At 60.4% G+C, this 11,811-nt stretch carries 9 protein-coding genes; 1 reads left to right on the top strand and 8 read right to left on the bottom strand.

Annotated elements, in window-relative coordinates; all coding sequences use genetic code 11:
• Nucleotides 1-56: 56 nt before the first annotated feature.
• From AC07VV_RS10815 to aspA, 7 genes are all read right to left on the bottom strand, one after another.
• Nucleotides 57-1,157 carry a polyamine ABC transporter substrate-binding protein gene (locus AC07VV_RS10815; protein WP_495036207.1) on the bottom strand — a complete coding sequence of 367 codons (1,101 nt, stop codon included), beginning with the start codon at nt 1,155-1,157 and terminating at the stop codon, nt 57-59.
• Nucleotides 1,154-2,179, bottom strand: coding sequence for a histone deacetylase family protein (locus AC07VV_RS10810; RefSeq protein WP_495036206.1), 1,026 nt, complete (start codon nt 2,177-2,179; stop codon nt 1,154-1,156). The genes AC07VV_RS10815 and AC07VV_RS10810 overlap by 4 nt, the downstream gene beginning before the upstream one ends.
• A 164-nt stretch (nt 2,180-2,343) precedes the next feature.
• Nucleotides 2,344-4,233: an ankyrin repeat domain-containing protein gene (locus AC07VV_RS10805; protein WP_495036205.1), complete on the bottom strand. Its 1,890-nt coding sequence runs from the start codon at nt 4,231-4,233 to the stop codon at nt 2,344-2,346.
• A gap of 72 nt (nt 4,234-4,305) precedes the next feature.
• A complete protein-coding gene (locus AC07VV_RS10800; RefSeq protein ID WP_495036204.1) occupies nt 4,306-5,298 on the bottom strand; it encodes an AraC family transcriptional regulator in 993 nt (330 codons plus the stop codon).
• Nucleotides 5,299-5,386: 88 nt separating this feature from the next.
• Entirely contained in the window at nt 5,387-6,391 is a 1,005-nt protein-coding gene (locus AC07VV_RS10795; protein WP_495036203.1) for an asparaginase, read from the bottom strand.
• A gap of 99 nt (nt 6,392-6,490) precedes the next feature.
• On the bottom strand, nt 6,491-7,936 hold the full coding sequence (locus AC07VV_RS10790) for an alanine/glycine:cation symporter family protein (RefSeq protein WP_495036202.1): 1,446 nt from the start codon (nt 7,934-7,936) through the stop codon (nt 6,491-6,493).
• A gap of 429 nt (nt 7,937-8,365) precedes the next feature.
• Complete coding sequence (gene aspA / locus AC07VV_RS10785) at nt 8,366-9,790, bottom strand: aspartate ammonia-lyase (protein ID WP_096817152.1); 1,425 nt, start codon at nt 9,788-9,790, stop codon at nt 8,366-8,368.
• 180 nt (nt 9,791-9,970) lie between these two features.
• Between aspA and AC07VV_RS10780 the strand changes: the two genes are divergently transcribed.
• Nucleotides 9,971-10,882 carry a LysR substrate-binding domain-containing protein gene (locus AC07VV_RS10780; protein WP_495036201.1) on the top strand — a complete coding sequence of 304 codons (912 nt, stop codon included), beginning with the start codon at nt 9,971-9,973 and terminating at the stop codon, nt 10,880-10,882.
• 208 nt (nt 10,883-11,090) lie between these two features.
• Here AC07VV_RS10780 and AC07VV_RS10775 read toward each other — a convergent pair whose 3' ends face one another.
• Nucleotides 11,091-11,699, bottom strand: a complete 609-nt coding sequence (locus AC07VV_RS10775; RefSeq protein WP_495036200.1) for a zinc metalloprotease — start codon at nt 11,697-11,699, stop codon at nt 11,091-11,093.
• Between the last annotated feature and the right edge of the window lie 112 nt (nt 11,700-11,811).

Here is an 11,811-nt window from a genome sequence, read left to right as displayed (position 1 = left end):
AGATCTTGCAGGCAAAAAAAGACCCGCGGAGGCGGGTCTTTTGGGGGCAGGAGGTTTCAGGTGCCGGACTTGATCTTGGTCCACGCCCGGGTGCGTGCGCGTTCCGCATCACGCGGCAACGGTTGCAAGGTGTACAGCGTATTCATCGCCGCATCCGTCGGGTACAGGTTGGGGTTGTTGCGGATCGCCGGGTCAACATGTTCGGTGGCGTCCTTGTTCGGGTTCGGGTAACCGACAAAATCGCTGACCGGCGCGATCACCTGCGGTTGCAGCAGGTAGTTGATGAAGGTGTAGGCATCCTGCGGGTTCTTCGCGCCTTTCGGGATCGCGAGCATGTCGAACCAGATTGGCGCGCCTTCCTTCGGCAGACGCATGTCGACCACCACGCCGTTCTTCGCCTCTTTGGCGCGGTTGGCGGCTTGCGAGAAACTGCCCGAATAACCGACCGCGACACAGATGTCACCGTTGGCGATATCGGCCATGTACTTGGACGAATGGAAGTAGGTCACGTATGGACGAATCTTCATCAGCAACGCTTCGGCCTTGGCGTAGTCCGCCGGGTTCTTGCTGTTGGGGTCCAGACCAAGGTGTTGCAGGGCCAACGGCAGGATCTCCGATGGCGAGTCGAGCAGGGCGACGCCGCACTGCTTGAGCTTGCTGATGTTCTCTTCCTTGAAGATCAGGTCCCAGCTGTCCACCGGCGCGTTGTCACCCAGTGCAGCCTTGACCTTGGCCGGGTTGAAGCCGATCAGAATAGTGCCGTACATGTACGGCACGGCGAACTTGTTGCCCGGGTCGTTGGCCTCGATCAGCTTCATCAGTTTCGGATCGAGGTGGTTCCAGTTCGGCAACTGGCTGCGATCCAGCGGCTGGAACACCCCGGCTTCGATCTGCTTGGCCAGGAACACGTTGGACGGCACCACCACGTCATAGCCGGAGTTGCCGGTCAGCAACTTGGCCTCCAGTGCTTCGTTGGTGTCGAAGATGTCGTAGACCAGTTTGGTCTGGTTGTTCTGCGCCTTGAAATCTTCCAGTGCCTTGGGGGTGATGTAGTCGAACCAGTTGTAGACGCGCAGGGTGCGTTCTTCCGAGTGGGCCGCGCCGCTCAGCAGCGCCGCACAAAGCGCAGGCGCGACGAAGTGCTTGAGTCTGTTCATTGTTCGAAACCTTCGAGCACGTTCACCGCGTTGATGCCGATTTCTTCCACCGCGTAGCCACCTTCCATGACGAACAGCGTCGGTTTGCCGAGGGCGGCGATGCGCTTGCCCATGGCCAGGTAATCCGGGCTGTTGAGCTTGAACTGCGAGATCGGATCGTCCTTGAAGGTGTCGACGCCCAGCGACACGACGATGATGTCGGCGCCGTAGTTGTCGATCTCCTGGCAGGCCTGATCCAGCGCCGCACTCCAGACATCCCAGCCGGAACCCGCCGGCAGCGGATAGTTGAAGTTGAAGCCTTCACCGGCGCCTTCGCCGCGTTCATCTTCGTAGCCGAGAAAGAACGGGAATTCCGCTTCCGGGTGGCCGTGGATCGAGGTGAAAAGCACATCGCTGCGCTCGTAGAAAATCGATTGGGTGCCGTTGCCGTGGTGGTAGTCGACGTCGAGGATCGCGACCTTCTTGTGTCCCTGATCGAGGAACGCTTGCGCTGCGATGGCGGCGTTGTTGAGGTAGCAATAACCACCCATCAAATCGCCGGCAGCGTGGTGTCCCGGCGGACGGCACAGGGCGAAGGCCCCGCGCGCGCCGCGCTGGATTTCCGCTTGAGCGGTCAGCGCTACTTGCGCCGCGCTGTACGCCGCTTGCCAGGTGCCGGCGGTGATCGGCGCGCCGCCGTCGAAGCTGTAATAACCGAGTTGGCCGTGCAGGCTGGTCGGTTTGACCTGACGCAAGGTGCGCGCCGGCCAGGTGTAGGGCAGCAAGTCGCCGTCGGTGTTGAATTCGGTCCAGCGCGCCCAGGCGCCTTTGAAGAAGTCGAGGTAGTCGCGGCTGTGGATGCGCTCGATCGGCCCGAGGCCGAAATCCTTCGGTGCTTCGACCGGGCCGAGGTTTTGGTTTTTCACCCGTTGCAGCACGTGGTCGGCGCGCGACGGCATCTCGAAACAAGGCTTGAGCTGGCCGTCGATCAATTCGCAGCGGCCATGGTGCAGGTGGTGATCGTCAGAGTAGATCGTCAGCATTTGTTGTTCTCCGCAGGGCTGATTCGGTTGACCCCAGTGTTGCGGCGCGGGGCGAATCGGAGAACGTCAGGAGCGGCCAAAAGGGGATCGATATGGCCAAAAGAACTGACCGAAATTCGCCCCTTGGACGGATAAAGCGCCCCAGGAAGGGGCGCCGTTCGGATTCAGAGGCGAGTCGCGGTTTTGCCAATGGCGGCTTGATGGCGATCAAGTACCTCAAGCCAATCCGGACGCTGTCGTTGTTCCAGCATCTTGCGCAATGCGCTGTAGGCATCGCCCGTACAGGGCTCACCCAGCGTTGGGTCGGCCCCTTTTTCCAGCATCAGCGTGAACAGCTCAAGGACCTGCTGGTGGTCGATCTCTCGATCCATGTCGCCTCTGGGGGCCTGGCTGGCGAGGAGGTACAGAACCGAATCCAGGCGGTCTCGTTCATGGCAACGTCCGGCAGGGTAGACAAAATTCAGTTGCGCACCGGCTTCAACCAGACGTTTTGCTGCCGAATAGTTGTTGCGGTAGATCGCTTCGTACAACGCGGTTCGCTGTTCTTTGCTTTGTCGGCGATCAAGGTTTTGCGGATGCTTGAACAGCCAGTTGAACAGCTCGTCATCTTTACGCGATGTACGTTGCATCAGCAGGGTCTCACCCCGCGCATCGGGCTCGTCGATGGCGGCGCCGGCATTGAGCAGAAACTCGGTTCGCTGGCCCTGTTGCGGATCCTTGTCGGCTTTGAGGTCTTTGTTGAATGCTTGCATCACCAGCGGTTCGCTGCCGTTGATGCCGCTGGTTTCAGCCCCACGGTCGAGCAGCAGGCGGGCGATGGCGAAGTTCGGCGAATCCAGTGCGTGCAACAAGGCACTTCGGCCGTCCTCGCCCAGGGTTTTGGCCTGGAGGCCACTGTCGAGCAACTGTCGTACGCGCGGCTCGTCCTGCTGGTCCACGGCCTCGATCAATGGCCATTGTGCCTGGCAGGCCTGAGGTTCGGCCTGGGCTAGTCCCAGCTTCTGAACCACGCGCTCCGGAACGCTCAGATTTCGCTGCAGGCGCAGACCGCAGTAAATCCGGTAATACTCCTGCGCCAATGCGTATTGGGTCGTGTAGGCAGGTGCTTTTTCATAGCCTTTCCAGGCCTGATCCGCGAGGTTGAGATAGACCGGAATGCGTTGTGGTGCGCGACGTGCTACTTCCAGCAGCCATTGCCGGGAACCTTCGTCTGGCGCCAGTTCACTTTTCCAGTAAGCAATGTCGTTGAGCTGGCCGGGGAAGTCTTTCTGATCGGCACCGATTCGGCGGAAGTCCTGGTTCAAAAACAGCTCATCGACTTTCTTCAGTCCAGGGCCTTTGTCGCTGGCCTTGCTCAGTTGCTGGTGCAGCTCCCACAGTTGCAGGGCGCCGTCGCCAGCCTGGTAGGGCTGTGGATCGACTTCGATACTCAGAGGGGCGTCGGGTACGCTGTAACGCATGGCGTCCCGGGCTCCTTCGATGCCTTTGAGCCAGGTGTCGAGCACCGGTGCAGAGGTTTCCTGCAGTGGCTGGAAGGACAGCAGGTGATCGTTGCGCACCCGCCCCAACGCCATCAACGGCTCACCGGGCGTGCGCCAGTCGATCAGCAGGTAGCGCTTGGTTTCCCAGCCACTGGTTTTGACACAGTCGAAACTCAGGGTATCGACCACGATACCCGGCGCGATGTCGGTGCGCATGGCCGACGAGCTCAGATTCATGTACTGAAACTCGGTGATGCAGCTGTGAAACTCGTCGGCAGTGAGCAATGGGATCGGTCCCAGTTTGTGCACACGTTCGCGGTAGTTTTCATCGCTGTAAACGTTCAGGTAGAACAGGCCGCGAAAGCTGCTGAGCAAGCCTGTCAAAGGCTTCGCAACTCCGGGCGTTTCAGCCGCGGCGGGGATCGGCATGATGGTTTTGCCATATTCGGGTGCGTCGACCACCGAGTGTGGCGGGAGCCCCCACCAGTTCAGTTCGATGGCCTGCGCGGCCAATGGCAGGTTGAGCAGTGCAGCGAGCAAGGCAAGGCGTGAATAGCGACGGAAAAGAAGCATCAAGCAAAAACACCGGCAATGGGGGCGGGCCGCGTAATGTAGTGCAGTCAGTGGCGCGTTGCCTGATTTATCTCAAGCGCGGAACTGACTCGGCGCCACGCCGCTCCAGCGCACGAACGCATGGCGGAAGCTCGCAGTCTCGCTGAAGCCGAGGGTTTCGGCAATGCGGTAGATCGGTAACTGATCCTCGCAAAGCATCTGCTTGGCCCGCTCGAAGCGCAGTTCGTCGAGCAGTTCCTGATAGCTGCAACCCATGTCCTTCAGATGCCGACGCAGGGTGCGCGGCGAGCAGTTCATCTGTTGCGCCAGACCTTCCAGCCCCGGTGCGGCGTTGAGTTGTGCAGTGAGCAACTGACGAATCCGCCCGAGCCACGCCTGTCGGCCGGTGAACTCGGTGTTCTGTTTGCGGCAGCGTTCGGCCATGGCCTGGTGGGTGATGATGTCGGCCAGCGGCAGCGGTTGATCGAGCCAGCGCCGGTCGAAGGCAAAGGCGTTGTCCTTGGCACCGAAGTGCAGGGGTGCGTTGAAGTGTTCGGCGTAGCTGTCGCGGTAATCCGGCGCGGCGTGTTCGAAACGGGTGGCGAGTAGTGGCAGTGGATGGCCGAGCAGGTCGTCGCAGATGACTTTCAGCGACACCAGACAGAACTCCGCGTTGAACACCGCCATCCCCGGACTCTCGCGGTAATCGGCAGCGACGAACCAGATGCGTTCGCCGTCGTCCTCCAGGCTCAGTTCGAAAAGTGTTCCCAGCAGCGCCGGATAACGGATCGCCAGACGCAAAGCGTCACCGAAGGTGGCACAAGTCAGCAGCGCGTAACCGAGGATGCCGTAGCAGGAAACGTGCATGCGCCGGCCCAGCTCCAGGCCGATGTCGTGCTTGAGCGCGACTGCGTTGGCGCAGACCTGCATCTCCTGATTGGTGGTGATGCGGGTGTCGGCCCGGCTCAGATCCGCCGCGCTGATGCCGCTGCCGGCCAGCAATGCGTCGCTGGACAGACCTTGATCCCTGAAGGTGTTGAGTACCAGGGAGACGGCGTTGAGGGTGGTGAGGTGGGAGTGGAGCATCGGGGACTTCCAGCCTTGGGATGCTGGAAACGGCAGCAAGTTGCATGCCGGGCTGTGGGAGCAGAGCTGCTCCCACACTCTGTTGCGATCAGATGAGTTCGCCGCACAGATCGAGTTCGATCAGGCGCCGCACTTCGGCCGTTTCAAGGCCTGAGCCCAGCAAAGCATTCAACTTGCCGAACGCCGCCTCACGGGTCATGCCGCCACCGGACAACACACCAACGCCACGCAAGCGGCTGCCCGCTTCGTAGATATCCAGTTCCACACCACCTTCATGGCACTGCGTGACCGCAACCACGACGACACCTTTATCCCGCGCCCGGCCGAGGCTGGCGAGGAATTGCGGGTTGTCGCTCGGCCCGGTGCCGCTGCCGTAGCACTCCAGCACCAGACCCTGAATGCCGCTGTCGAGCAGGCCGTCGATGATCTCGGCGCCGATGCCCGGGAACAGCGGCAACACCGCCACCCTGGCCAGTTGCTTGGGCTGGTTGTAGTTCAGCGCGACTGGCAGCGAGGTGACTTTCACGCCGCCGCCCTGACGCTCCAGACGTTTGAACGGATGACGGCCGAAGCTGCGCACTTTCGCGCAACGGGTCGGCGCCAGCAGTTCGCCGTGGAAATACAGATGCACGCCCGGCGCCAGGCCCTGGCCGAGGGCGACCAGCGCACCGCTGAGGTTTTCCCAGGCATCGCTGTCGGTGACGCCGGCCGGCAGCATCGAACCGGTGAAGCACACGCGGGCATGCAGGCCGAGCAACTGGAAGCTCATGGCGGCGGCGCTGTAGGCCAGGGTGTCGGTGCCGTGCAGGATCAGCACGCTGTCGCAGCCCTGTACATCAACGGCGTCGACCACCGCTTCACGCAGTTGCTGCCAGTAGGTCGGGGTCATGTTGGCGCTGTCGATCAGCGGCGACATCTCGCGAAAACGCCACTGCGGCACCACCAGCTCAGGCTGACTGTGCAGGTAATCGCGCATCCGCGCTTCGAAACCGGAGGCCGGGGCCAGGCCGTTCGCGCTGGCCTGCATGCCGATGGTGCCACCGGTGTACAGCACCATGACGTGCTGGGCGGCAGGGTAGGTCGAGGAATTCATGGGGAGTTCTCCTGAACGAAGACAGCATGCGGTCGAGCATGACGCCGACCGCTGCTTGTGTCACGCCGGGCGCAAGACCTGCGCCCGGTTTTTACCCGATCAGCGTTGCGCTGCAGGGATGCCTTGCGGCTGAGCGTTTGCCTGAGTGTCGGTCGACGGATTGGTCGGCCAGGCCTTCAGGTCCAGGTCCAGATCGGCAAATTTGCTGGAATCGAACACTGGTTGTTTGACGCCGGCGCGGCGCTGCTCGTCGTAGTCGCGCATCACACGCATGCCGACCTTGAACAGCAAGGCCAGGGCCATCAGGTTGACGAAGGCCAGGCAGGTCATGGTGATGTCGGCAAAGGCGAACACGGTCGACAGGTCCTGCATCGAACCCCAGACCACCAACGCCAGCACCAGGCCACGGAACGTCATCAGCGCAGCGCGGTTGCGGGTGAGGAACTGCAGGCTGTTCTCGCCCAGGTAGTAGTTGTAGAGGATGCAAGTGAAGACGAACAACGACAGCGCAACGCTGACGAACATGCGGCCCCAGTCACCGACTACGGCGGCCAGCGAGTTCTGGGTCAGGACGATGCCGTCACCTTCGAACCCCGGGGTGTAGAAGCCCGACAGCAGGATCAGCAGCGCGGTGCAGGTGCAGATCACGAAGGTGTCGAGGAACACACTGAAAGCCTGAACCACGCCCTGAGCGCCCGGGTGCTTCACGGCGGCCACGGCGGCGACGTTCGGCGCACTGCCCAGGCCCGCTTCGTTGGCGAACACGCCACGCTTCACGCCCATGACGATGGCGCTGCCGAGCAGGCCGCCGAAAGCCGGGTCGAGACCGAAGGCGCTCTTGAAGATGGTTTCCAGCATGGCTGGCACGTGTTCGATCTGGGTGCCGATCACGTACAGGGTCACGCCGATATAGGCCAGGGTCTTGATCGGTACCAGCAGGTCGGACACCGAAGCGATGCGCTTGATACCACCGATGAAGGTGATGGCCAGCAGCACTGCCAGGACGATGCCGGTGTGTTGCGGGTCAAAGGCAAAGGCGTTTTGCAGCGAGTGGGTCACGGTGTAGGACTGCAGGCCGATGAAGGCGAAGCCGTAGGTGACCAGCAGCAGGATCGAGAACACCACCGCCATGCCTTTGAGTTTCAGGCCGTGCTGGATGTAGTAGGCCGGGCCACCACGGTACAGACCGTCGCCATCGGCGCGCTTGTAGACCTGGGCCAGGGTGCATTCGAAGAAGCTGCTGGACATTCCGACCAGTGCAGTCACCCACATCCAGAACACCGCACCCGGACCACCGAGGGTCACGGCGATGCCGACACCGGCGATGTTGCCTGCACCGACGCGGCCGGCGAGGCTGAGCATCAGGGCCTGGAACGAGCTGAGTTGCCCGGCGCTGCCTTTGAGGCTGTCGCGGAACACCGCGAACATGTGGAAGAAGTGACGCAATTGAACGAAACGCGAGCGAATCGTGAAGTAGCTACCGAGCCCGACAATGAGCACGATCAGTACTTTCCCTGAGAGGAAGTCGTTGATGACTTCGAGCATGGATTTTTCCTCGCTGTTTTTTGTGTAAGCAAATACTGGATGGTCGGAAACATCGCGTTACACCGGTGTGCGTTCGGCACGACAGGCGAGGCGAGGGTTTCGTCCCGGTTCCATTTCGCGGGTTTGTTATTAGTTCGGGTTTCGCATGGGTTATGGCCTCGTTACCGACGACCGCTCACGCGAAGAGGGGCGGCACTATACCGATCAGTGCGGCGCCCGTCTGCACGGTTGTGGTGCAAGCGACGAAACGAGGCTTTGAAACACCCGACGTTACCGGCGTCGGGCTTTTGCGGGATGGCTCCCACAGAAGACGTTTGTCCTTTCAAATAGTTAAAAAAAAGGGCTTGGAGAATGATCTCCAAGCCCTCAAAAGGTGAGAGGTGTCTAGTCCCTCGACCTGGTGAGCGGTGCTACAAGTAACGCGTCGGATCAGCCTTTCAGAGGCACCAGACGCGGAGCAATCATGTTTTCCGGGCGCAGGATGTCGGCGAGCATGGCTTCGTCGAGCAGACCTTCTTCGCGCACCAGTTCCAGCACGCCGCGGCCGCTTTCAAGGGCGATACGGGCGATGCGGGTGGCGTTTTTGTAGCCGATGTACGGGTTCAGTGCGGTGACCAGACCGATCGAGTGTTCGACCAGTTCACGGCAGCGCGCTTCGTTGGCGGTGATGCCGACGATGCAGTGCTCGCGCAGCATGTCCATGGCGCGTTGCAGCAGACGGATCGAGTCGAGGATCTTGAAAGCGATCAGCGGCTCCATCACGTTCAGTTGCAGTTGGCCGCCTTCGGCTGCCATGGTCAGTGCCAGATCGTTACCGATGACCTGGAATGCCACCTGGTTCACGGCTTCCGGAATAACCGGGTTGACCTTGCCTGGCATGATCGAGCTGCCTGGCTGACGCGCCGGCAGGTTGATTTCGTTGATGCCGGTACGCGGGCCGCTGGACAGCAGGCGCAGGTCGTTGCAGATCTTCGACAGCTTGACCGCGGTGCGCTTGAGCATGCCGGAGAACAGCACGAAGGCGCCCATGTCGGAGGTGGCTTCGATCAGGTCGGCGGCTGGAACCAGCGGTTGACCGCTGATCAGCGCCAGGCGCTGTACGGCCAGGGCCTGATAGCGCGGGTCGGCGTTGATGCCGGTGCCGATCGCAGTGCCGCCCAGGTTCACTTCAGTCAGCAGTTCCGGGGCCAGCGTCTTCAGACGGGCCAGGTCTTCGCCCATGGTGGTGGCGAAAGCGCGGAACTCTTGACCCAGGGTCATCGGCACGGCGTCTTGCAGCTGGGTACGACCCATCTTCAGGACGTGGTTGAATTCTTGACCCTTGGCCGCGAATGCCTGAATCAGGCTGTCGAGGCTGGCCAGCAGCGCGTCGTGACCCAGCAGCAGACCCAGGCGGATCGCGGTCGGGTAGGCGTCGTTGGTCGACTGCGCCATGTTGACGTCGTCGTTCGGGTGCAGGTACTGGTACTCGCCTTTCTGGTGACCCATCGCTTCCAGAGCAATGTTGGCGATCACTTCGTTGGCGTTCATGTTGGTGGAGGTACCGGCGCCACCTTGAATCATGTCGACCACGAACTCTTCGTGGAAGTCGCCGCGGATCAGACGTGCACAGGCTTCGCTGATGGCAGCGTGCTTGGCTTCGCTCAGGTGACCCAGCTCGCGGTTGGCGTCAGCGGCGGCCTGTTTGACCATGGCCAGACCGACAACCAGCTTCGGGTAGTGCGAAATCGGAACGCCCGAGAGGCGGAAGTTGTTCACCGCTCGCAGGGTCTGGATGCCGTAATACGCTTGAGCAGGGACTTCGAGGGCGCCAAGCAGGTCGTTTTCTGTGCGGAATGATGCAGCGGAGGACATGATAGAAATCATCTCGATATGGACCCGGTCTGTGCCGGAACGCTGCGAATGCTAGGCTTGTGGGAAATTTTGGGCCAATGCTGTTAAACACTGCCCTATGCACATTCGGCATAATGCCCGTGTGACGCCGCGTGCGCGGCAGACGTGTGACCTGTTTTGGTGCGTGTCCGGGAGGACGTGATGAATCTGGAAAGCAAATGGCTCGAGGACTTCAGTGCTCTGGCCGCCACCCGCAGCTTCTCGCAGGCGGCCGAACGGCGCTTCGTGACGCAGCCGGCCTTCAGTCGGCGGATCCGCAGTCTGGAAGCGGCGCTCGGGCTGACGCTGGTCAACCGCTCGCGCACGCCGGTCGAACTGACGGCGGCGGGGCAACTGTTTCTGGTGACCGCGCGCACGGTGGTCGAACAGCTCGGCGAAGTGCTGCGTCACCTCCATCATCTGGAGGGCGGGCAGGGTGAAGTGATTCAGGTGGCGGCGGCGCACTCGCTGGCGCTCGGTTTCTTCCCGCGCTGGATCGCGCAACTGCGCAACGAAGGCCTGAACATCGCCACGCGGCTGGTCGCGACTAACGTCGGCGATGCGGTGCACGCGCTGCGTGAAGGTGGGTGCGATCTGATGCTGGCTTTCTACGACCCGGACGCGGCGATGCAGATGGACCCGGAAATTTTCCCGTCGCTGCACCTGGGGCAGACCGAAATGCTTCCAGTGTGCGCGGCGGACGCCAATGGCAAACCGCTGTTCGATCTTGAAGGCGAGGCCAGTGTGCCGCTGCTGGCCTACAGCGCCGGGGCGTTTCTCGGGCGCTCGGTGAACGGCTTGTTGCGCCAGCGTGCGCTGCGCTTCACCACTATTTATGAAACCGCCATGGCCGACAGCCTGAAAAGCATGGCCCTCGAAGGCCTCGGCATTGCCTGGGTGCCGCAACTGAGCGTGCGCAACGAGCTCGCCCGTGGCGAACTGGTGGTCTGCGGCGGCCCGCAATGGCATGTGCCGCTGGAAATTCGCCTGTATCGCTGCGCACTGGTGCGCAAGGCCAATGTGAGGTTGTTGTGGCGTAAATTGGAGGGTGGCGCGGCGAGCGGCAATAACTGAGTGAAAGAAAGCAGAGGCGCAAGTTGTTTCTCGCCTCTGCCTGGCCGCCAGGAGAGCGCTCAGTCGCTGTTGACCAAAAGGACTGTGTTTCCAGATACCCCCGACAGCCTTACTGACTTTTCCTGTGGTTAACCCGGAGGGGTACAGGTTGTCAGGATATTTGTGATGTGGATTGGATGATCAGAATTGCCAGGGGGATGAGTCAGTTTCAGTCGTCATCATCATAATCGGGACGTGGCGTACTTTTTCTGATGATTGGCGCGTTCAGATAGTTACGAATGTTCTCTCGGTTTTTATCGCTAAAACGGTTGGCATCGCTACGAAGTGCGGAAGATTCAGCACTCATGATCGTTTCGCTCCACCAACCGTTGTACAGAACCTCGCTGTCTTCATGAGTTGCGCCGAACATGTGGCCCGCTTCGTGAGCAGGGGTCATGTCACTTGTTATCGAAGCTATACCCGCAGAGCCCTTGAATTGAGCAATACCCAATATGCTGGGGTTTATATCAGTGCGGGTCAGCAATAAGTACTTGTTGAATCGTGCGTGCGAGTCATCCAGGAGTTGGGAGCCAAAATGGTTTTTCAGCTTTTCTCCCCAGGCGTTCAAAGAAACAGCGGCAGAGATGTTTTTATAATAAAAGTCACTCAAGGACTTTGCTTCTGACGGGCTGAACATATTGACTGAAATTTTACGGCCGGAGAGGCTCTGGATTTCATCGGAAAACCAGGAGAAATGGGTTTCGTACAATTTGTATCTGCTGTAGTTCGATAAGTCCTCATGGATGAAGACATTCAGTGTTAAAGACTGGTTGGTCATGTTCAAATCCTTTTGATGGTTTCAATTGACTTGGTGGTTGTAAGCAGGTGTGAGGGTTCCGACTATTAGACCGCAACGATTTTGAAAGTGATTGAAATATAAGTTTGTTGCT

Source organism: Pseudomonas sp. GW821-FHT02C04 (genome assembly GCF_059421845.1).
This window is presented reverse-complemented; position numbering and strand designations above follow the sequence as displayed.

What these genes read in the sequence shown, in the direction of transcription:
- AC07VV_RS10805 (WP_495036205.1), bottom strand. Translation starts at nt 4,233, where the DNA reads ATGCTTCTTTTCCGTCGCTATTCACGCCTTGCCTTGCTCGCTGCACTG.
- AC07VV_RS10810 (WP_495036206.1), bottom strand. Translation starts at nt 2,179, where the DNA reads ATGCTGACGATCTACTCTGACGATCACCACCTGCACCATGGCCGCTGC.
- AC07VV_RS10800 (WP_495036204.1), bottom strand. Translation starts at nt 5,298, where the DNA reads ATGCTCCACTCCCACCTCACCACCCTCAACGCCGTCTCCCTGGTACTC.
- aspA (WP_096817152.1), bottom strand. Translation starts at nt 9,790, where the DNA reads ATGTCCTCCGCTGCATCATTCCGCACAGAAAACGACCTGCTTGGCGCC.
- AC07VV_RS10815 (WP_495036207.1), bottom strand. Translation starts at nt 1,157, where the DNA reads ATGAACAGACTCAAGCACTTCGTCGCGCCTGCGCTTTGTGCGGCGCTG.
- AC07VV_RS10775 (WP_495036200.1), bottom strand. Translation starts at nt 11,699, where the DNA reads ATGACCAACCAGTCTTTAACACTGAATGTCTTCATCCATGAGGACTTA.
- AC07VV_RS10790 (WP_495036202.1), bottom strand. Translation starts at nt 7,936, where the DNA reads ATGCTCGAAGTCATCAACGACTTCCTCTCAGGGAAAGTACTGATCGTG.
- AC07VV_RS10780 (WP_495036201.1), top strand. Translation starts at nt 9,971, where the DNA reads ATGAATCTGGAAAGCAAATGGCTCGAGGACTTCAGTGCTCTGGCCGCC.
- AC07VV_RS10795 (WP_495036203.1), bottom strand. Translation starts at nt 6,391, where the DNA reads ATGAATTCCTCGACCTACCCTGCCGCCCAGCACGTCATGGTGCTGTAC.